We start from the raw sequence: 21,307 nt of genomic DNA, 5'->3' as shown, positions 1-21,307 counted from the left end.
TGAGCGCACGGCAATCGTCGCGCTCGAAGGGGGAGGCCCCAACACAGGTAAATGGGAGGTATCATGACAAAAATATTCAAAACTGCCGCATTCGCCGCGGCTCTCGGATTCGCTGCGCCGGCGCTGGCACAGGACATCATTGTCGTCAGCCACGGTCAGGCCAATGACCCGTTCTGGTCCGTCGTGAAAAATGGTGTCGATCTGGCCGCCCAGCAGACCGGTGCAAACGTCGATTATCGCGCACCCGAGACCTTCGATATGGTCGCCATGAGCCAGCTTATCGACGCAGCCGTGAACCAGGAGCCCGATGGACTGGTGGTATCGATCCCGGACGGCGATGCACTTGGGCCGTCGATTGAGCGCGCCATCTCCGCAGGTATTCCTGTCATCTCGATGAACTCGGGTTCGGACGTTGCTAGTGAATTGGGTGCAGCGCTTCATGTCGGCCAGTCAGAGTTTGACGCGGGAAAAGCGGCTGGCGCAAAACTGGCCGAAATGGGCGGAAGCACCGCGATCTGTGTTAACCAAGAAGTCGGCAACGTCTCACTGGACCAGCGCTGTGCCGGTTTCGAGGAGGGCTTCGGTAGCGCCGTGACGGTTCTGCCGACGTCGAACGATCCGACCGAAATCGAATCCAAAGTCGCGGCCGCACTGGCATCAGACGAAAGCATCGACACCGTAATGGCGCTTGGAGCCAGCACTGCGGGTGAGCCCTCTGTCGCTGCGGCGAAGGCCTCAGGCCGCGAGATCCTTGTCGCGTCATTCGATCTGTCAGCGAGCTTCCTGGAATCAATTGTTGCGGGCGATGCCGCCTTTGCAATCGACCAGCAGCAGTTCCTGCAGGGCTATCTGCCGGTCGTCTTCCTCGCGGCTCATGCCAAATACGGGCTGATCCCGGGTGGCGACGTCGCATCGGGGCCGAACCTCGTCACCGCCGACAAGGCCGGCCAGGTGATCGAACTGTCGGCCGAAGGCATCCGCTAAGCCACAAAACCTGACCGCAAGCGGGGCCGTGGCGTCAACCCACGCCACGGCCCATTCAAATCGCACAGGTCACCGGAGGATTCTAAAATGTCGGATACTACGCCTGAATCTGTCGCCGACGAACGGCTGAAGTTAGAAAGCTTCGGCGCCCGCCTCATGAAGCGACCCGAACTCGGGGCGATCGCCGGCGTCTTTCTTGTTACAATTTTCTTTCTCATCACCGCTGATAGCGCGATGTTCACGCTTTCCGGCGTGATGAATTTCATGACCCCTGCAGCACAACTCGGCATTCTCGCCATCGGTGCGGCATTGCTGATGATCGGCGGAGAGTTCGATCTGTCCATCGGATCAATGGTGGCCTTTGCCGGTCTTTTCTTCGCCGCCGCAACGGTGACCATCGGTTTGCCTTTGATCATTGCCATTCCCGCAACTTTCGTGTTCGCGGCGCTGGTCGGATCGATCAATGGCTTCATTGTCATCCGCTCGGGACTACCGTCGTTTATCGTGACCCTAGCCTTTCTGTTCATTCTGCGTGGTCTCTCGCTGGTCGGCCTCAAACTCGCCACCGGCGGGTCGACGCAGCTTCGCGGGGTTCGCGATGCGACCGAAGGCGACTGGCTGGTTCCTTTCTTCTCCGGCGATGCGTTTCCGGGATTGTTCGCTTGGCTCGCCGATAAAGGCTGGGTCGAGACTTTCAACAACGGTTCGCCCAAGGTGCCCGGGATTCCGGTGGAGATTCTCTGGTTTCTCATCATCGCCCTGCTGGCAACCTGGGTGTTGCTGCGAACACCAGTAGGCAACTGGATTTTCGCTGCTGGCGGTGACGCCAACGCCGCGACGAATTCAGGTGTTCCCGTCAAGAAGGTCAAGATTTCTCTCTTCATGGTGACGGCCTGCTGTGCGGCCATGGTGGCGATCATCACGGTGATGGACGCTGGTTCGACCGATGCGCGCCGTGGCTTCCAGAAGGAATTCGAGGCCATCATTGCCGCAGTGATCGGTGGCTGTTTGCTTACGGGTGGTTATGGCTCGGCAATCGGCGCCTTTTTCGGAGCGATCATCTTCGGGATGGTGGTCATCGGCTTGACCTATACCGGTTTCGATCAGGATTGGTTCCAGGTGTTCCTGGGCGGCATGCTTCTGATTGCGGTTCTATTCAACAACGCCATTCGCAAACGCGTGACGGGGGAGCGTTAAGATGACCGAAGACAGCACATTCCACCACGGCGACGTGTCGGCGGATTCCGCGCCTATCGTCGAGATGAAAAACATCGAAAAGCACTTCGGAAACATCATCGCTCTGGCTGGCGTAAGCTTCGATGTGAAATCTGGAGAATGCCACTGCCTGCTGGGTGACAACGGGGCCGGCAAGTCCACCTTCATCAAGACGATGTCGGGCGTGCACAAACCGACAAAGGGCGAAATCTTGTTTGAAGGCAAGAACATGGATTTCGAGAGCCCGCGCGATGCGATGGAGGCCGGAATCGCAACGGTGTTCCAGGACCTTGCCATGATCCCTTTGATGAGCGTCGCGCGTAACTTTTTCATGGGTCGCGAACCGGTTGTCGGCAGAGGTCCGCTGAAGCGGATGGACTACGACAAGATGAACTCCGCCACCACGGAGGCCATGCGCCAGATGGGCATCAATCTGCGCGCCCCGGACCAGGCCGTCGGCACATTGTCGGGCGGTGAACGGCAGACGGTAGCAATCGCTCGCGCGGTTTATTTTGGCGCGAAGATCCTGATTCTCGACGAGCCCACTTCCGCTCTTGGTGTTCGCCAAACCTCAAACGTTCTGGCGACCATCGACCGAGTACGAAAACAGGGCGTCGGAGTCGTTTTCATCAGCCATAACGTGCGACACGCGCTGGCCGTCGGCGACAGGTTCACCGTCCTCAACCGCGGCAAGACTCTAGGCACAGCCAAACGTGGCGAGATCACCCCTGAAGAGCTTCAGGATCTGATGGCGGGTGGGCAGGAAATGGCCCAGCTGGAAGGCTCGCTTGGTGGAACCGTCTGACGCCGGTACGCAAACCGTCCTGTCTGCTGATCACAATTCCCGCCCCGAACAGGCGGGGCGCGGAAGTGCCTCCCTGGAACGGTCATCTGATGAACCGGTCCCGGGCTGACAGGTATAGCAATGCGGGACCGTCGACCGCGTCACCGGATTTCGATCCTGGCGAGCGAATGGATAACGAAAGGTCGGAAAAATGAAGCAGCTTGATCTCATCACCATCGGTCGTTCCTCGGTGGATCTCTACGGCGCGCAGATCGGCGGCCGACTTGAGGACATGGGCTCATTCGACAAGTACATCGGCGGTTCGCCAACCAACATCGCCTGCGGTACGGCACGGCTGGGATTGAAATCGGCTGTGATCACTGGCGTCGGAGACGAACACATGGGCCGGTTCATCCGCGAGCAACTGGTGCGCGAGGGCGTAAATGTCGATGGGGTCAAGACCGATCCCGACCGGCTGACTGCACTGGTGCTTCTGGGCATCCGCGACCAGGAACAGTTTCCGCTGATCTTTTACCGCGAGAACTGTGCCGACATGGGGCTGACGGTCGCCGATATCGATCCTGAATTCATCCGGTCTGCGCGCGCCGTAGTAGCAACAGGCACACATCTGTCCCACCCCCAGGTGGAGGCGGCGACACTCAAGGCGCTCACACTTGCGCGGGAAACCGGGATGCGAACCGCGCTGGACATCGACTACCGCCCCAATCTCTGGGGCGTCGCGAGCCACGGTGAGGGCGAGAGCCGTTTCGTCGAATCCGCAACGGTCACGGCCAAACTTCAATCGACGCTGCATCTCTTCGACCTTATCGTTGGTACAGAAGAAGAATTCCACATCGCGGGCGGTACCACAGACACCATCGCGGCGCTGCGTAAGGTCCGGCAGGTGTCGGGGGCAACGCTGGTGTGCAAGCGCGGCGCAGCTGGCGCTGTGGCATTTACCGGCGAGGTGCCGGAAAGCCTCGACGATGGCGAGGCTGGTCCAGGCTTTCCTATTGAGGTTTTCAACGTTCTCGGAGCTGGGGACGGCTTTATGTCGGGTTTGCTGAAGGGGTGGCTCGATGATGAGGACTGGCCCACGGCGCTAAAATACGCCAATGCCTGCGGTGCTTTCGCAGTCAGCCGCCATGGATGCACCCCGGCTTATCCAAGCTGGGAGGAATTGCAGTTTTTCTTCAAGCGCGGCATCAAGCGTCCCGACCTGCGCAACGACGTTGAACTGGAGCAGGTGCACTGGGCAACAAACCGTCAGGGCGATTGGTCAACCGTGAAGACTTTCGCGTTTGACCACCGCCTCCAACTCGAGGAGATGGACGGTTACACGCTGGAAAAGGGCGCCCGGTTCAAGGAACTTTGTCTCGACGCTGCGCTCACGGTGCAGGACGGCCAGTCGGGCTACGGCATCCTCTGCGACAACCGGATCGGGCGGTCGGCGCTGCACCGAGCCAGCGGAACGGGCCTTTGGATCGGGCGGCCGACCGAACTGCCCGGCTCGCGCCCCATCGAATTCGAAACAGACCTCGGCGAAGACTTCGGGCGGTTTCGCGAATGGCCACGGGAGAATGTGGTCAAGCTGCTGATTTTCGTGCATCCGGACGACGACCGGGAAACGATGGACGCGCATATCCATCGCGTCCGACGACTGTTCACTGCCGCGCGGCGAAACAACCTGGAGTTCCTGCTGGAAATCATCCCGTCCAAGGTCGGACCCGTGGATGACGAGACCTCTGCCAAGTTGATCCAGACCTTCTACGACGCGGGTGTGTATCCCGACTGGTGGAAGCTGGAGCCGTTCAAGACCGAAGCCGCCTGGCAAAATGCCGCCCGCGCCATCGAATTCAACGATCCCCGCACGCGTGGTATCGTAGTCCTCGGACTCGACGCGCCGGAAGACGAGCTTGCAGCGAGCTTCGCGCTTGCGGCGAAACAGCCGCTGGTCAAGGGCTTTGCTGTGGGCCGCACAATCTTTGGCAATGCCGCGCGCAACTGGCTTACGGGTACCATCACAGACGGGGAAGCGGTGACGGAGATGGCCGAAAACTACGCCCGCCTTTGCGTCATCTGGGACAAGGCACGGGCCGAAGCCCGCCGGAACATGGGATAAAGCCGATGGAAAAGACGATCCGACTGACCGCCGCCCAGGCTATGATACGCTATATTGCGGCGCAGAAAAACGGCGACGGTGAGAGATTCATCGAAGGCTGCTGGGCGATTTTCGGACACGGCAACGTCGCTGGAATCGGTGAGGCGCTTCACGCTAACAAGGACAGCTTTCCCACCTGGCGCGGCCATAACGAGCAGACGATGGCACATGCCGCCATCGCCTATGCCAAGCAATTGGGGCGCCGCAAAGCAATGGCGGTAACATCCTCCATCGGGCCGGGGGCTGCCAATATGGTGACGGCAGCAGCCCTGGCCCATGTGAACCGGCTGCCAGTGTTGCTGGTTCCCGGCGACGTTTTTGCTGACCGTGGTCCCGACCCGGTGCTGCAACAGGTCGAGGATTGGGGGGACGGGACGATCACGGTGAACGACTGCTTCAAACCGGTGACCCGATACTTTGATCGGATCACCCGACCAGAACAGTTGCTGACCGCACTGCCGCGAGCATTCCGCACGATGACCGACCCGGCGGAGTGCGGCCCGGTCTGCCTGTCGTTCTGTCAGGACGTGCAGGCAGAGGCCTACGATTATCCCGAGAGCTTCTTTGAGCCTAAGATCTGGCGCCAGCGTCGCATCCGCCCCGACGAGGCGGAATTGGCCACTGTGGCGGAAATGATCCGCGCAGCCGAGCGGCCGGTGATCATCGCCGGCGGCGGTGTACATTATGCGGACGCGACCGAGGACTTGGCACACTTCGTCGAAGCGCACAACATCCCGGTGACAGAGACCCAGGCCGGCAAATCGGCGTTGCTCTGGGATCATCCGCTAAATCTCGGCCCAATCGGCGTCACTGGCGGCGAGGCGGCCAACGTCGTTTGCGCCGAAGCGGACGTTATCATCGGCGTCGGTACGCGGTTCCAGGATTTTACCACAGGTTCCTGGGGGTTGTTTGCCAACCCGGCGCGCAGGCTGATCTCGCTCAACGTCGCGGCCTATGACGCGATGAAGCACGGTGCGGTGCCTTTGCTGGCCGATGCGGCTAAGGGATTGCAAGAACTGGACAAGGAACTGGAAGGTTACATCTCGCCGGCCCGGACCGACGGGCTCAAGGACGAGTGGTTCGGCAAGGTCGACCCCCTGACCGCCGCCCCGCAAGGCAATGAACTGCCTACCGATATGCAGGTGATCGGCGCCGTCCAGCGTGCCGCTAATGAGGATACGGTCGTGATGTGCGCCGCCGGTACGATGCCGGGCGAATTGCACAAGCTTTGGAAGGCCGGCAGGCCGGGCTCGTATCACATGGAGTATGGCTTCTCCTGCATGGGCTACGAGATCGCAGGTGCCATGGGCATCAAGATGGCCGCGCCGGAGCGCGACGTCATCTGCTTCACGGGCGATGGCACCTACATGATGGCCAATTCCGAGATGGCGACGGCGGCGATGATGGGCATCTCCTTTACCGTGGTCGTGACCGATAATCGAGGCTACGGCTGCATCAACCGCCTGCAGATGGGCTGCGGCGGGGCCGAGTTCAACAACCTTCTCGAACACACGATCCACGAGACGCCGTCGTCGATAGACTTTGCAAAGCACGCCGAGTCGATGGGTGCGGTCTCGGTCAAGGTCGGCTCGATCGCCGAACTGGAGGCAGCGTTGGCGAAGCGCGGCGAGGCAACAGGTCCATACGTGATTGTGATTGACACCGATCCCTATCCGTCGACTGAACACGGTGGAACCTGGTGGGACGTGGGCGTGCCGGAAGTGTCAGAGCGCGACGAGGTCAAAGCTGCCCGCACCAATTACGAGACCAGCAAAAAGACACAGAGGGCAGACTGATGGCTGTGAAGATCGGCATCTCCCTGATCGCTTGGCAGAACGACGACCTGCCGGACCTTACGAGGGATTACACCACAGAAGGCGCGATGCAGGATGCCGCGCGCATCGGCTACAGCGGCGTGGAACGCGGGCGCCGGATGCCCGCCGACACCGAAGGTTTGCGCGCCTACCTTGACCGCTATGGTGTGAGCCTGTGCGGCGGTTGGTGCTCGGGCAACCTGCTGGTCAATGACCTCGCAACTGAGAAGGACGCGATCCGGGGCCAGGTTGAGCAGTTCGCTTCCCTCGGAGCACCGTGTATCGTTTACGCGGAATGCTCCAATACAATTCAGGGCGACATCGCCCGGCCGGTCAGCCAACGCCCCAAGTTGAGCCGCGAGGAGGTAACGGGCTATGCCGCGAAACTCTCGGAACTGGCCAAATGGTCGCGCGATCAAGGCGTTGTACTATCCTACCACCACCACATGGGGGCGATCGTGCAAGATGCCGAAGATATCGACTGGCTCATGGAGGGCAGCGATCCGGCGCTGACATTACTCTACGATACCGGCCACCTGCACTTCGCCGGCGCCGACCCGCTGGCAGTTCTGGACAAGTGGGCCGACCGCGTTCATCACGTACACTTCAAGGATGTGAGGCAGCCGGTTCTGGATTGGGTCCATGCCGAGGATCGCAGCTTCCTCGACGGGGTAGCCTCCGGGGTCTATTCTGTGCCGGGCGACCCGGACGGCTGCATCGATTTCACGGCCATCATCGATCGACTGAAGGCGATGGACTACGACGGTTGGATCGTCGTCGAGGCCGAGCAAGACCCGGGCAAGGCGCCACCCTTCGAGTACTCAAAGCTCGGCTACGACCACATCGTAGCAATCTGCACCCGCTCCGGCCTGACAATAGAGAGTTGAGACCCATGACAGATCTTCTGCGCAAACCCTTCGGCACCCGTGGCAAGGTACACGAAATCACGCCGCAAAGCGCCGGTTGGCGATACGTGGGATTTTCGCTCTATCGATTGCGGGCGGGCGACAGCGCCGCCGAAGCCACCGGTGACCGAGAGGTCATCCTTGTCATGGTTGAGGGCAGGGCGGCCATAAAAGGGGCAGGGCAGGATTGGGGCGTATTGGGCGAGCGGATGAATGTCTTCGAAAAGACGCCCCCGCATTGCCTCTACCTACCGAACGGAACTGAGTGGGATGCCACAGCCGAAACTGATTGCGTGCTTGCCGTGTGTTCCGCCCCGGGCATGGGCGGCCACGCGGCGCGCCGCATCGGCCCGGATGGCATATCCCTGGCAACGCGCGGAAAGGGCACAAACACCCGCCACATCAACAACATCGCGATGGAGAACGAGGATTACGCCGACAGCCTGCTGGTGACGGAAGTCTTCACCCCGGCCGGTCACTGGTCTTCCTATCCAAGCCACCGCCATGACGAGGACGACTATCCCCGCATCACCTATTTGGAAGAAACCTACTACCACCGTCTCAACCCGGCAGATGGCTTTGGCATCCAGCGCGTCTACACGGATGATCTGCAACTCAACGAAACGATGGCGGTTTCTAATGAAGATGTGGTTCTTGTGCCACGCGGCCACCACCCATGTGGCGCCCCCTATGGCTTTGAGATGTACTACCTCAACGTCATGGCTGGCCCGCTGCGCAAATGGCGTTTCGTGCCGGCGCCTCCGGTCGAGTGGATCATGAAGCGTGATGCGTAAGTGTCGGGACACAGCCATCAGTCAACGTTTCCCTCGAACGATCGGCTCCACAATCTCGCACATGGCCTCAACGCTTGAGCTTTCACGACTCTTTGTCAGGTAGCTGCCAACGAGCGGGGGGCGAAGTTTACTTGTTCGTGGCAAGTTTCGGTTCCACAAGACCCGGATTTTCTAACGCAATTGAGTGTCGGGGTTTCGGAGGCAGAGATCACCAATAGGGAGGCTTTTGCGTATTGGACTGTCTCATGATGTCGCGAGCTGAGGGGCAGGGCATGGGTGCGATAGGTGCCGCGAACGAAATGCTCGCGTGGCCTTTGGTGCCTCATATCACCCGCAAACTCAGTATTCGGAAGCCTGTATCGGCATCAATTTGAACGGGGCACCGAGGGTACCGCTACCTTCCGACCTTTCCAAGCTACCGCTACTTCACTATCCCTATTCGGCCGCCAGGTTGTCGATAGGAAAATCGATGATGAAGCATTCCGGCCAAAGGTCGCGGAAGATCGAAATGTCCAATTGAAGTTTGTCCAGATGAACATGCATGGCCTTCACGGCCGTCTCGGCGTCGTGTGCGGCAATGGCATCGACAACGGCAGCGTGCTCCTGCACCACCATTTTCATGCGGCCGGGCTGTGGTAATGTCAGCCGGCGATAGCGTTCAACCTGCACCCGGATATTACTGATCATTGTCCAGAGGCCCGGATATTGGGCGATGGCGGCGACTTCCGCGTGGAACGCATCGTCGGCATCGTGAAAGAACTCGAGATCGCCGGTCTCTGCTCGTTCTCTTTGACGCTGGACAATTGCCCGCAAACTCATGACATCGCTTTCCGAAGCCCTCTCAGCTGCGGCGGCACAAGTCACCGCCTCCAGCGCGCGCCGGGCGACGATGGCTTCTCTCAGGGCAACGAGGGGAATCCTGCTCACGAACGTTCCCGATTTGGAGACAACGTCGACCAATCCTTCTTCGGCCAGGCGCAATACAGCCTCGCGCACCGGGGTGCGGCTGACGCCGTGGCGGTCCCTGATGTGAGCCTCAACCACTGGATCGCCGGGGCGAAGATCCATTCTGATGATTGCAGAGCGCAGGTCGTCGTAGATGACATCTGAAACGCGGCTGGTCCGCAGCCGCTCTCGCCTCGACGGCGCGGGTGGTGCGTTACGGCTGCGCTGCTTTCGCGCTTTGGGGGCGTGTGGCCTGTCTTCCTTCGTCATCGTCTCACCTGGAGTGGCGGTCCTTCATCGGGCGGGCCACGTCGACCAGCACCTGCACAGGTCGATAACACCCGAAGTTACCGACTGCCAGAGCATCCTCAAGGTCCTCAATACAACTGATATATCTTGTATACTAGAAATCCTTCAGCTAACCATGAAGCCATCAACAGCCGGAACGGCGGTGAACCAGGGAGGAAACAATGATTGCAAGAACACTGAGGACAATTGTCGCCTGCGCGGCGGTCGGTGCAGTATGGGTCGGGTCAGTTTCTGCTGCCGACCTGAAGTGGGCTCACGTCTACGAGACAGATTCCAGTTACCACAAATGGGCACTCTGGGCGGCCGAGGAAGTCTCCACCCGCACCGAAGGCAGGGTCAATATCGAGGTGTTTCCTGCATCTTCGCTCGGCAACGAAAGTGATATCAACGAGGGTCTGACCCTGGGATCGGTTGATATTATCTACACCGGACCGAACTTCGCAGAACGAGACTATGGTCCGATAGCCATATCGGATTACCCCTTCATGTTGCGCGATTACGCACACTGGGAGGCTTACCGGGACAGCGACCTGTTTGAGGAACTTTCGGAAGGCTACCGCGAGGCGACGGGCCATTCGGTAATGGCAATTACCTGGTATGGGTACCGTCATGTGACTTCGAACTTCCCCATCTCCAAGCCGACAGACATGGAGGGACTCAAGATCCGTGTGCCCGACAGCCCGGTTATGGTGATGTTCCCGAACGCGGTAGGTGCCAACCCCACGCCCATTGCCTTCGCCGAAGTCTATCTGGCACTCCAGCAGGGCGTGGTCGATGCACAGGAGAACCCGCTGCCCACGATTCAATTCAAGCGGTTTTACGAGGTCCAGTCGAACATCAACCTGACCGGCCATATCGGGAACTCGCTGATAATCATCGTGTCGGAAACTGCGATGGGCGTGACCGGGGAGGATGCCGCGACGCTCGAGGAAGTGATGAAGGAAGCCGCCGCCAAATGTGCGGACGAGATCAACCAGTCCGAGCAAGACCTGGTGCAGTGGTTCATCGACGAAGGCATTCAAATTAACGAAGTCGACAAGGCCGCCTTTCAGGAAGCAGTGGCACCGATCGTCACCGACGAAAGCAAGGTACCCTACACACTCGAGATGTACGAGCGCCTCCAGGCGCTGGGGCAGTAAACAGAACCCGACAAAGAAAGGCTGCCGCAATGCGGGAGACGGACGACAGTGCGGAGGGGCACGGCGATGGAGCCGTGTCCCCTTCCGTCACGTTTGCGGACGAAAGCGATAACCTTGGTGGCCTGCACTGGATCGACCTGCCCGGCATCGTTTCCTTCTGGGCGTTGGCCATCGTGGTGTTTTTGCAGTTCTTCACACGCTACGTACTGAACGACTCGCTCGCCTGGACGGAGGAGGTGGCCCGCTACCTCTTGATACTCGTATGCTTCCTCGGCTCGGTGACGGCGGTCCGTCGGCACAGCCATATCATGCTCGAATTCCTGATCCGCATGGCGCCTCGGCGATTGGGGAAGGTGATGGCGGTCATGGCAGAAATGATCTCCTTCGCCTTCTACGCCGGTCTGTTTTGGATCGGACTCTCACTCGTCGACAAGACGCGACAGCAGATGGTCACGTTACCAGTGCCCAAAAAATACATCTACGCGATCTGCGTCGGAGCCCTTCTCGTCATGACGATTTATTCAGCGTTGAACCTTTGGCGGAAACTGTGGGCGACCCCTGAAGACATCATGCGGCAGCTGGATCCGGCCGCGACCGAAAAGGACTGACCCCTCAATGTCCATCTACCTCATGATCGGCTTGCTTTTCGTGCTCATGGCGCTTGGCGTGCCTGTCGCGGCGGCGCTCGCGCTGGCCTCGTTGACCTTTGTCGTGTTCGAAGGCATGCCTCCTATGATCGTGTTGGCCAACATGGTCAACGGGATCAATTCGTTCCCCCTGATCGCTGTGCCGTTCTTCATCCTGGCCGGCAATCTGATGAACTCCGCAGGGATCACGACTCGGATATTCGCCTTCGCCCGGGCGGCAGTAGGCTGGATGCACGGCGGGCTCGGCCACGTGAATGTCGGTGCATCCGTAATATTTGCAGGGATGTCAGGGGCTGCCGTGGCCGATGCCGGAGGCCTTGGCAACATCGAGATCAAGGCAATGCGCGACGCAGGTTACGATCCTGACTTTGCCGTCGGTATCACGGCTGCTTCCTCGACCATCGGCCCGATCATTCCGCCGTCGCTGCCACTTGTGATCTACGGCGTCGTGGCACAGACCTCGATCGGACAACTGTTCGTCGCCGGGCTCATTCCGGGGCTGATAATGGCGGGCTCGCTCATGATCATGGTCGCCTGGTACTCGCGCCGAAGGAATTACCCGCGAGATCAGCATTTCTCGCCAAAGCACTTCGGCACAACGTTCATTCAGGCACTGCTGCCGCTTATGACGCCCGTTATTATTGTTGGGGGTATCATGAGTGGAGCCTTCACCCCAACAGAGGCAGCCATCGCAGCCGTTGCTTACGCGCTGGTGCTCGGCCTGCTGGTTTACCAGACACTCACATGGCGCAGGATAGTGCGGATATCGCTCGAAACTGTAGAGACCACAGCTGCCATCCTGCTTATCGTAGCTGCTTCGGCAATCTTTGCATGGCTCCTGACAGCCAACAGAGTGGCAGAGACAATCTCTACATCCCTCCTGTCCGTCACCGACAACAAGGTCGCATTGCTGCTGTTAATCACCCTTGTTGTGCTCATCGTCGGCTGCTTCATGGAAACACTGGCAGCTATAACCATTCTGACACCAGTGCTTCTGCCAGTCGCTGTACAAATCGGCTTGGATCCGGTGCACTTCGGGATCATCCTGGTTCTGAACCTGATGATCGGCCTCCTGACACCACCGGTCGGTCTGGTTCTCTACGTTTTGTCGAAAGTCTCGGAAGTTCCGTTCGAGCGATGCGTCACCGCTACAGCGCCCTTCCTCATACCGCTGATCGCTGTGCTCATGCTCCTCACATTCGTTCCCGCTCTCTCGATGTGGCTGCCGCAGCAGATATATCGGTGATTACCTTCCGGGTAGTGGCGGTTTGCCAACAATTCTTGCACTCTGATCGACCCGGAATAGGCACTGGCATCGGGCGAAACCGGCTATTTTGCCGACCATCCGCCCACCCCGGTCCATCGAACTCCAGCCGTTCCGGCACATGACACTTCGAAATTGTCTCCGGCTTCGTCGTCGTGCGCGCGTGGTTCCACGGTCACGCCTTTTCTTCAAGCGGCGCTTGTACGAGGCCCGTTTCCCATGCGAACCACACCATCTGCGCATCGGTTTCGAGGCCGAGCACGCTCTTGATTTGATAGTGGTTATTACGCACCGTCTTGAGGCTGATCGATAGTGCTTCCGCGATTTTTTCTACGGGCCAGCCGCTTGCCAGCAGCCTCAGTATTTCGGTTTGGCGCGTGGTCAGGTCATCAAGACGATTGCCAGCTCCGGCAATTCGGTCCTGTGCGATGGATTCAATGACGTCCGGCGAGATTACTGTACGGCCCTCCAGCACTCCGAAAATGGCTTTGATCAGATTTTCAGGGTCGCTGCTCTTCGTGACGTATCCGGCGGCCCCGGCCTCGATAGATTTCAGGGCGAAAGCTGAACCCTGGTGCATGGTGAAAACGACGATCAACGCGCTTTCATCGTACTGACGAATATGGCGGATCGCCTCGATTCCGCTTACCCCGTTCAGGGTGACGTCCATAACGACCACGTCGGGTGAAGTCTCGCGAAAGCGGATGTAGGCGCCGCGTGCATCCTCGGCTTCTGAAACGATGCTCAGGCCCGGTTGCAGATCTATCAACCGGCGGTAACCCTCGCGCACGACGGGGTGGTCGTCGACAATCATGACGCGATGGTCGGTCATGCGGCGGTTCTGACGGTTGTGGATGGCAATGTCACTGCAACGCGCACGCCATCGGCAGTCTCTTCCATGCAAAGCGCGCCTCCCATGGCGCTGGCGCGTTCGTTGATCCCGAGAATTCCATGTCCCGCCGCGTCGGGGGCGAGGGTGCCGCCACCATCATCTTCCACTGTCAGGGTGATGGTTTCCCCCAAGTTCCGCAACGTTACGTCAACCAGTCTGGGTGTCCCGTGCCTCATGGCATTGGTCACGCACTCCTGCACAATCCGGTAGAGGTCAAGCGCCACTGCATCATCCATACCGCTTTCATCCACGCTGCAGTCGAGCACAAACCTCGTCCCACTCTGCGTCTCCCAACCTGACAGCATAGTGCGCAGACTGGCCGTTAGGCCAACTTCTTCCAGATCGGGTGGGCGAAGCCGCGCGAAGGCACCTCTCAGGCATTCCATCATATTGCGGATGTTAGCCCCAATGGCACGCGCGTCGCGCTTGATGTCGTCACGGTCGTCAGGAGCCGCGTAACTGATGGAGGCAGCCAGTGCTGCCGTCGCGGTTAGGGTTTGACCGAATTCGTCATGAAGATCCCGTGCGAGCTGTCGACGTTCCACATCTTCAACCTCGATCAGCTTGCGCGTCAGGGCGCGGCTTTGCTCGGCACTGGCGCGCAAACGTTCGGCAAGATGGTTGACCGCCTGGGCGATCTGACCGAACTCTTGTGCGCCGCTCGATTCCACCCGCGCGTTGAGGTCACCCCGGGAAAGCCGGTCAAGCTCCGATACGATGCCGCGCACCGGCCCAAGTCGCCAGATGATCGCGATCGTACCCAAAGCCAATACGCCGGCCGCCATCGCCAGAGTCTGCCACATGGCCAATCGTGTTCTCTGCCATGCCAGCGTCGCCGCAGCGACGGGATCGAAGGATGCCTCAATATGAAACGGGCCGCTCTGCGATGCCGATCCCTGCCGCGCAATCGGCTCCGGCGGGTCAAAAACTTTCTCGACGCCCTGTCTGAACCAGGACGGCGCGATCTGGCCAAACACCTGCCAACCGGCACAGAGCCGACGTTGAGAGATTTGCCGCTGCTCGTAAAGAATACAACTGCCGGGTGCCATCACGCTCAACAGTTTGATGGACGTCATTTCGGCGTACAGCGGGTCCCCGACTCTCGGCTCCATATGGTAATTCCGCTCGAGCACATAGCTCGCACGGGTGAGCGTGGTCTGGGTGTCGCTTCTTGCCGAATTATAGGCATCCGCAGCCGCCAGACCGAGAGTGATCACACCGGCAAGCGCCGTGACCATCCAAAGTGTCAGTACAAGTCGGAACCGCAGACTCATATCTCTTCCTCCCGGAACATGATGCCCGCCAAGATCGGGCAATTGGGTCGTCTTGTCTCGGGCAAATTGCCCGACATACGCTGAAACCCGTTTCTGTTCTTTCAAGTTGTCCGCGGGCCGTGGTTCTGTGGCCTTCAGACGAAGAGGAGAGCGGGATGGAAGATATCGCAATGAAGGCGGCCGACAATTGCGCGGCCACCGCAATGGCGCTGGCGTCCCGGATGGAGGCGGGTCTTGTCGGTCACAAGGCACTTGTCGAGCGGCTGATGATCGCACTTCTGACGGGTGGACACGTGCTCATAGAAGGGGCGCCGGGTCTTGCCAAGACACGCTCGGTCCGGCGGCTTGCTGACGGCGTCGAGGGCAGTTTTGCGCGCATCCAGTGCACGCCCGATCTGATGCCATCCGACGTCACGGGAACGCAGGTCTACCGGCAGGACAGCGGTGTAATGGACTTTCTGCCAGGCCCTGTTTTTCACAACCTCGTTCTCGTGGATGAAATCAACCGCGCTCCACCAAAGGTACAGTCAGCCCTGCTCGAGGCAATGGGCGAGGGCCAGGTTACGGCTGGGGGTGAAACACGCGGCCTTCCTGAACCGTTCATGGTGGTTGCGACCCAGAACCCACTTGAACAGGAGGGCACCTTTCCTCTGCCCGAAGCCCAGCTCGACCGTTTCCTGATCCATGTCGTTCTGGATCTGCCGGACGAAGCGGCAGAGATGGAGATCCTTGATCTGGTAGAGAGCGAATTACGCACGCATTTCTCACCGGAGGCCCATGCGTTGGATCACGCTTCGCTCGCCGAGATGAAGGAGCAGGTGCTGCAGGTTCACCTCTCGCCCGCGCTCAAAAAATACATGGTCGAACTTGTCATGGCGACGCGACGCGGCACCGAAGGGTTGGATGTGACAGACAGGATCCGTCACGCGGTCAGTCCGCGCGGCACACTTGCGCTGGCTGCGACTGCGCGCGCCCGCGCATGGTTGCACGGGCGCGACTACGCCGTGCCCGAAGACGTGGCGGCGTTGGCGCCTGACGTGCTGTGCCATCGCATGGCGCCGACATGGCGGGCACAGGCCGCGGGTGAAACCGCCCGCACGATCTTCGCTGACATCCTTTCGGGCGTGGAAGCGTTGTGAGCCTGCCTCGGACAACAGGGGCGGAAGTTTCTCTCGACCGTCTCGTTTCACTTGCCGACCACGTTGTCGCGGAAGGCGTTCCCGGCCTTTCCCACGGGCTTGCCGGCGGTCTGTCCGGGCCGCGTCGTGGCGATGGCGGCGATCTTTTTGATCTCCGCCCGTTTCAGGAAGGCGATGACCTTCGGCGCATCGATCCGGCGGCTACGGCGCGAAGTGGCAGGCCGCAGGTACGCAGTCGTCACGAGGAGGTCGAACGGACTTTGATGCTTGTCGCCGATTTTCGCGGACCGATGCTTTGGGGTACGCGCGGCCGCTTCAGATCCGTCGCCGCAGCAGAGGCTTTGGCGCTGGAAGGATGGCGTGCGGTGCTTGCCGGAGGGCGCGTTGGCATCATGATTGTCGGCAACCGTCAGGTGGATTATCTTGCCCCGCGTGCTCGAGAGACGGCGATGCTGCGTGTGGCCGAAGTCTTGGTGCGCGCGCACACTTCAGCCTTGGCCGATTTTCAGACTGAGCATGACAGCGCCGCGGCACTGCTTGATGTAATTATCGAACGGATCGCGCCGGGCACCGCGGTACGCTTGGCGACGGGCCTCGATGAACCAGGGCCGGATTTCGGCCCGGCCGCAGCGGCTCTGATGCGGAAGTGTCCGCTGGAGGTGCTGCTGGTGCAGGACGCCGTCGAGGCAGCGCCGCCGCGCGGGAGCTTTTCCGCCCGGATCGGTTCGCGCATCGCCAAGGGCCGTTTCGGCCCTTCGGCATCCGCTGATCTTCTATCACTGAACGGCATTCCCACTCGCATTGTACCCGCGGCGGATCCGTTTGTCGTGAGTGCGGCATGACCCCAGAGGAACTTGCCGCCCGTCTCGCCCACGTCCGCATTCCGGAGAGTTTCGCCCGGTTTGGAATACAGGATGCGTTGGCGGCCTGCGCACTCGGCCTGATTGCAGCATTGCTGATCTCTTCGCTGCTGCGGCTGGTCACGGTGCGCCGGAACAACCCACTTGTAGAGGCTCGCAGCGCAATCGAAAGACTCGCTGGCCTTGAGAAGCAGGCTCGGATCACCGGCCTTGCCGCGCTACTGCGGGAAAAAGGTGGCACTGCTCCAGATGGGTTGGACGAGGCGCTTTACAATCCGAATGCGGCCCTCGACCCAGCGAAGGTTGAGGCCGCCGTCGTGGCGACCGCAAGGAAAGGACTGCGCAGATGAGTTTCGCAGCCCCTTGGGCGGCACTGCTGCTGCCCCTGCCGTTTCTGCTGTATCGCCTCCTCCCGGAAACAAAGGAGGCGGCGGGGGCAGTGGTGCTGCCTCCGGCCATTGCGGCGGCCTTCCTGCCGAGAGACACCGCCCCGTCCCGGCGTCACGCCCGGGGGATCGTACTGTTCATGGCTTGGGTCGCCTTGGTCGCGGCACTGACCGGGCCGCGGGAGGAACGCACCCTCAGCGTTGTGCCGGCCTCCGGTCGAGACATCATGCTGGTTCTGGATCTTTCCGGCTCCATGGAGCGTGAGGACTTCGATCTCGACGGAGCGCAGGTGTCGCGCCTTGCGGCTGTTCAAAGCGTCGGGTCACGCTTCGTGCGAGGGCGCGCGGGTGACCGCGTCGGGCTGGTTGTTTTTGGTGATCGGGCCTATGTGGCCGCGGCGCTGACACACGATGTTACCGCTGTTGCACAGGTAATCGAAACCGCGCAGATTGGCGTTTCGGGAAAAGCCACCGCCATTGCCGATGGTTTGGGTTTGGCAATCCGGCGGCTGCGCGAACGTGATGCCGAAAGCCGTGTTATCGTGCTCTTGTCCGACGGGCAGGACACCACGGGCGCTGTCGATCCCGTCGCAGCGGCGGTCACAGCCGAAACCCTCGGCGTGAAGATATACACCATCGCGCTTGGTCCGGCCGATCTGGAAACTGTCCCGGGCGCACGGGATGCGGTCGACAGCGAGACTTTGCGCCGCATCGCTCATGTCGCGGATGGCGAAACGTTCCGCGTGAGGACGACCGACGACTTGATGGCCGTAACGGATGCCATCGACCGGTTGGAACCGAGTCTCGCCGATGCGCCACCGATCCGCGCCTGGCACAATTACTGGCCTTGGCTGGCCGGCGTCGGATTTGCACTCATAGCCGCATTGCTCGCTTTGCAAGGGAGAGAGGCCACGAAATGATGTACGTCCTGGATATCGAACTGCTTCGCCCGATCTGGCTGATCGGCGTTCCGCTGGCACTGCTGACTGGCGGCCTGATAGCCTTCACGTCAAGCGGCCTCGCCCGATGGCACCGGGTGATTGACCCCGATCTCCTGAACGCCCTGCGCAAGCTCGGCCAGGTGACCGAGGCGCGTAACGATCCCGGACCGTGGTTGCTCGCGCTGGCGGCAGCGCTTGTTGCCTTTGGTCTTGCGGGACCTGCCACACGTGATCCCGATGCGCCGACCCTACGCAATCTCGACGCCATTATGATACTGCTCGATCTTTCCCCTTCTGTCACCGAAGGCGGCGGCTTCGACGACGCTCAGGCTGCCGTCTCGCGTCTGATCGACCGACACGGCACTCGGCCGCTGGCGCTTGGAGTCTATTCAGCTGAGAGTTTTCTAGTCAGCGTGCCCACCGACGACCCGTCCGTATTGCAAACTGTCATTGCAGTCGCAGACGCCCAAACGATGCCTGTGCAGGGCAGCCGGCCCGATCGTGCGCTCGATATGGCGCAACAGACGCTTACTGATGCGTCCGCTGCACGTCCTGATGTCGTGCTGGTCTCCGATGGCGGAGGGGTTGGCCCGGAGGCAGTGGATCGCGCCCGCCAGATGGCCGCAGCAGGAACGCGCATCTCGGCAGTATTCGTTTCACCCGATGCTCCGCCCTATGGAATGCCGCCTGCCCACCGTGAAGGGCTGGTCGCCATCACGGCTGCTGGGGGCGGCATCCTCGTTGATGCAAGCGACATCAGAGAGTTGGACTCAATCCTGACCGCCAGACGAGGCGCTGTCGCCACGGACGCCGCAAGCCGCAACCTGCGGTACAGGGATCAGGGGCGCTGGTTTGTGGGCCTTGCACTCTTGCCGCTTGCATTACTGTTTCGGCGTAGGCGGCCATTATGAGCCGCGTGTCTCTCGCTGTTCTCACGGCTGCCATGCTCTGTGCTGTCGCGGCTGGCCCCGAAGCATGGGCCAAGCTGGTCTGGCGCGCCGGATTTCCACAATTTGCGTTGCCATTCATCGCAAACCCCGGCGCACGAGGCGCGGCGCTCTACGAGGCCGGACGCTATGCCGAGGCAGATGCCGTGTTTGCCGAGATTGGTCGCAGCGCCACTTTTGATCGGGGACTGACGCTGGCAACGACCGGTGACTACAGCCTTTCGGTTGCCTACTTCGATGCCGTTCTGTTCGCCGACCAGTACGACGCCGACGCCAGGCACAACCGCGAAATCGTGCTTACTCTGGTAGAGCCGGTGGTTGGTGAGGCGCGCGGCCACGGGCGGATAGAAACTGTTCTTTCTCAGTCCGGAGTCGGCACAGCCGACTTCGACCCGGACGACCCATCGCTGCCGATTCAGGCAGCGCAGCGCGACCCCGTGCGTGCAAGCATCAAGCGCTCGGTGACAGGGGAGCGCACGGCGGCGGCGGATGCTGGCTGGCTCGACTCACTGGTCGATGCGCCGGGCGAATACTTCAAGAGCCGACTTGCCGCCGAAATGGAACGACGGCGCAAGGAAGGCGAAGCGCATCGTGAGGAGCCGAGCCGATGGTAAGACTGCTGGCGTTGCTGTTCGCTCTGGCCGGACCTCTTGCCGCTCAGGATCGGGATACGCTGCATCTCGAACTGGTGCTCGATCCGCGTGCGGAGGCTCCGCTGGAAAGCGAAATGATCCTCGCCACCATCCGTGGTGTCTATCGGGAGACCATCACCAACGAGGAATTGAAATTGCGCAGCATGACTGATTTCGACTGGACGCGGCTCGGACAGGATGACTGGACCGATCAGCAGGTCGACGGTCGAACGGCCCGCGTGTTTGAGCGGCGCATCGCGTTCTATCCCAAGCGCGCCGGAACGCTTGAAATATTGCCGATCGTCCATGAACTCCAGGTCCTCGACGCAGAGGGACAACGGGAAACGGTCCTTGTGAGGTCTGCGCCGGTAAAAATCGAAGTTGGCGAAAAACCCGTGAATGCAGGTGAGAAATGGTTTCCGGTCCGCGCGCTGGAACTGTCCGACACTTGGGAAACGGATGCCGGAAAACTCGAAGATGGTCAGAACGTCGAACGCAGGGTCGTGCTGCGCGCGCTCGGTGCCACGCCGGAAATGATGCCTCAGCAACCGCCGCTCCGCGAGCCTTGGCTGATCACTTTCGCCCCGCCGGCGGAACAGAACTTTCAGGTCACCTCCCAAGGGCCGGTCACGACTCTGGTCTGGACATGGCGTCTCCGTCCGATCACCGGCGAACCGGGTGTCATCCCTCCGGTAACGATTCCGTATTTCGACACGTCCATTCGCGAAAGTCGCACAGCAACGATCCCTGCCGCGCCTATAGGTTACGCCAGCTTTTCGGACAACGCAGCTTCGGGCTGGCGTAAAGATCTTGGTGTCGATTGGCCCCTCTTGGCCACATTTGTCCTAACGCTCATTTTGGGTTTGACCCCAACTCTGAAGGGACGCACAGGTTTTCCGGTTGTTCTTGGGCGCCTGCGCAGAAAGTTCCAGACGAGGCAGAAGTTGCGCCGACTACGTCGCCATGCCGACGATGGCGATGCGGTCCGCTTCCGGGCGCTTGCGCAATCGCTCATTCGAACACGCTCAGGGACTCGCCCCTTCGAGGTCCATCCTGTTTTGCAACCGGTTGACGCCATGCTCTTCGGAGGCAAAGAGTTTCACGAGTCTGTCGACTTGCGGGTCGTATTCCGGGAGGTCCGTCGCCACGTTTATTCAAGCGAGAATGTCGCCGGTTCCCGCTCATCGGGGATTGCTGCCTGATTGAGTCGAGAGTTCCGGTTCGACGCTCAAACACCGAAGTCGGCGCGTGCTTGATCGCGACGGACGTCGCATG

20 protein-coding genes are annotated in these 21,307 nt (G+C 60.4%); 17 read left to right on the top strand and 3 right to left on the bottom strand.

Features of this window, described 5'->3' with window-relative positions:
- Positions 1-63: 63 nt before the first annotated feature.
- From GO499_RS09295 to iolB, 7 genes are all read left to right on the top strand, one after another.
- Complete coding sequence (locus tag GO499_RS09295; RefSeq protein WP_161861938.1) at positions 64-984, top strand: substrate-binding domain-containing protein; 921 nt, start codon at positions 64-66, stop codon at positions 982-984.
- 87 nt (positions 985-1,071) lie between these two features.
- Entirely contained in the window at positions 1,072-2,181 is a 1,110-nt protein-coding gene (locus GO499_RS09290; RefSeq protein WP_161861937.1) for an ABC transporter permease, read from the top strand.
- Position 2,182: 1 nt separating this feature from the next.
- The gene (locus GO499_RS09285) at positions 2,183-3,004 is read left to right on the top strand and encodes an ATP-binding cassette domain-containing protein (protein ID WP_161861936.1); all 822 of its coding nucleotides are present in this window, start codon (positions 2,183-2,185) and stop codon (positions 3,002-3,004) included.
- A gap of 190 nt (positions 3,005-3,194) precedes the next feature.
- Positions 3,195-5,105, top strand: a complete 1,911-nt coding sequence (locus GO499_RS09280; protein ID WP_161861935.1) for a bifunctional 5-dehydro-2-deoxygluconokinase/5-dehydro-2-deoxyphosphogluconate aldolase — start codon at positions 3,195-3,197, stop codon at positions 5,103-5,105.
- Between the two features lie 5 nt (positions 5,106-5,110).
- A complete protein-coding gene (gene iolD, locus GO499_RS09275) occupies positions 5,111-6,940 on the top strand; it encodes a 3D-(3,5/4)-trihydroxycyclohexane-1,2-dione acylhydrolase (decyclizing) (protein ID WP_161861934.1) in 1,830 nt (609 codons plus the stop codon).
- Positions 6,940-7,845, top strand: a complete 906-nt coding sequence (gene iolE / locus GO499_RS09270; RefSeq protein WP_161861933.1) for a myo-inosose-2 dehydratase — start codon at positions 6,940-6,942, stop codon at positions 7,843-7,845. The genes iolD and iolE overlap by 1 nt, the downstream gene beginning before the upstream one ends.
- Positions 7,846-7,850: 5 nt before the next feature.
- Positions 7,851-8,657, top strand: a complete 807-nt coding sequence (iolB, locus tag GO499_RS09265; RefSeq protein WP_161861932.1) for a 5-deoxy-glucuronate isomerase — start codon at positions 7,851-7,853, stop codon at positions 8,655-8,657.
- A 435-nt stretch (positions 8,658-9,092) separates the two neighbouring features.
- Here iolB and GO499_RS09260 read toward each other — a convergent pair whose 3' ends face one another.
- Positions 9,093-9,872, bottom strand: a complete 780-nt coding sequence (locus GO499_RS09260) for a GntR family transcriptional regulator (protein ID WP_161861931.1) — start codon at positions 9,870-9,872, stop codon at positions 9,093-9,095.
- A gap of 200 nt (positions 9,873-10,072) precedes the next feature.
- Here GO499_RS09260 and GO499_RS09255 point away from each other — a divergent pair, with 200 nt between their 5' ends.
- Genes GO499_RS09255 through GO499_RS09245 form a run of 3 tightly spaced genes read left to right on the top strand, consistent with a single transcriptional unit; the run spans position 10,073 to position 12,943 of the window.
- Positions 10,073-11,050, top strand: coding sequence for a sialic acid TRAP transporter substrate-binding protein SiaP (locus GO499_RS09255; RefSeq protein ID WP_161861930.1), 978 nt, complete (start codon positions 10,073-10,075; stop codon positions 11,048-11,050).
- A 29-nt stretch (positions 11,051-11,079) separates the two neighbouring features.
- A complete protein-coding gene (locus GO499_RS09250; RefSeq protein WP_161861929.1) occupies positions 11,080-11,658 on the top strand; it encodes a TRAP transporter small permease in 579 nt (192 codons plus the stop codon).
- Positions 11,659-11,665: 7 nt separating this feature from the next.
- On the top strand, positions 11,666-12,943 hold the full coding sequence (locus GO499_RS09245) for a TRAP transporter large permease (protein WP_161861928.1): 1,278 nt from the start codon (positions 11,666-11,668) through the stop codon (positions 12,941-12,943).
- Positions 12,944-13,136: 193 nt separating this feature from the next.
- Here GO499_RS09245 and GO499_RS09240 read toward each other — a convergent pair whose 3' ends face one another.
- Positions 13,137-13,793, bottom strand: a complete 657-nt coding sequence (locus GO499_RS09240; protein ID WP_161861927.1) for a response regulator transcription factor — start codon at positions 13,791-13,793, stop codon at positions 13,137-13,139.
- Positions 13,790-15,127 (bottom strand): HAMP domain-containing sensor histidine kinase, encoded by a 1,338-nt coding sequence (locus GO499_RS09235; protein WP_161861926.1) that lies wholly within the window; start codon positions 15,125-15,127, stop codon positions 13,790-13,792. The genes GO499_RS09240 and GO499_RS09235 overlap by 4 nt, the downstream gene beginning before the upstream one ends.
- Before the next feature lie 155 nt (positions 15,128-15,282).
- Here GO499_RS09235 and GO499_RS09230 point away from each other — a divergent pair, with 155 nt between their 5' ends.
- The 7 genes from GO499_RS09230 to GO499_RS09200 are packed head-to-tail and all read left to right on the top strand — an operon-like array spanning position 15,283 to position 21,234.
- Positions 15,283-16,266 carry an AAA family ATPase gene (locus GO499_RS09230; protein WP_431309889.1) on the top strand — a complete coding sequence of 328 codons (984 nt, stop codon included), beginning with the start codon at positions 15,283-15,285 and terminating at the stop codon, positions 16,264-16,266.
- Positions 16,263-17,108 (top strand): DUF58 domain-containing protein, encoded by an 846-nt coding sequence (locus GO499_RS09225; protein WP_161861925.1) that lies wholly within the window; start codon positions 16,263-16,265, stop codon positions 17,106-17,108. The genes GO499_RS09230 and GO499_RS09225 overlap by 4 nt, the downstream gene beginning before the upstream one ends.
- Positions 17,105-17,476, top strand: a complete 372-nt coding sequence (locus GO499_RS09220; protein WP_161861924.1) for a hypothetical protein — start codon at positions 17,105-17,107, stop codon at positions 17,474-17,476. The genes GO499_RS09225 and GO499_RS09220 overlap by 4 nt, the downstream gene beginning before the upstream one ends.
- Entirely contained in the window at positions 17,473-18,432 is a 960-nt protein-coding gene (locus GO499_RS09215; protein ID WP_161861923.1) for a VWA domain-containing protein, read from the top strand. Before GO499_RS09220 ends, GO499_RS09215 begins: the two co-directional genes overlap by 4 nt.
- Positions 18,429-19,364 carry a vWA domain-containing protein gene (locus tag GO499_RS09210; protein ID WP_284154952.1) on the top strand — a complete coding sequence of 312 codons (936 nt, stop codon included), beginning with the start codon at positions 18,429-18,431 and terminating at the stop codon, positions 19,362-19,364. The genes GO499_RS09215 and GO499_RS09210 overlap by 4 nt, the downstream gene beginning before the upstream one ends.
- On the top strand, positions 19,361-20,014 hold the full coding sequence (locus GO499_RS09205; protein ID WP_161861922.1) for a hypothetical protein: 654 nt from the start codon (positions 19,361-19,363) through the stop codon (positions 20,012-20,014). Before GO499_RS09210 ends, GO499_RS09205 begins: the two co-directional genes overlap by 4 nt.
- The gene (locus GO499_RS09200) at positions 20,008-21,234 is read left to right on the top strand and encodes a BatD family protein (RefSeq protein WP_161861921.1); all 1,227 of its coding nucleotides are present in this window, start codon (positions 20,008-20,010) and stop codon (positions 21,232-21,234) included. Before GO499_RS09205 ends, GO499_RS09200 begins: the two co-directional genes overlap by 7 nt.
- Positions 21,235-21,307 lie beyond the last annotated feature (73 nt).

Origin of the sequence: Algicella marina (genome assembly GCF_009931615.1) — a bacterium.
Classification (GTDB): domain Bacteria; phylum Pseudomonadota; class Alphaproteobacteria; order Rhodobacterales; family Rhodobacteraceae; genus Algicella; species Algicella marina.
The sequence above is the reverse complement of the archived record's forward strand: the minus strand, read 5'-3'. Positions and strand labels throughout refer to the sequence as shown.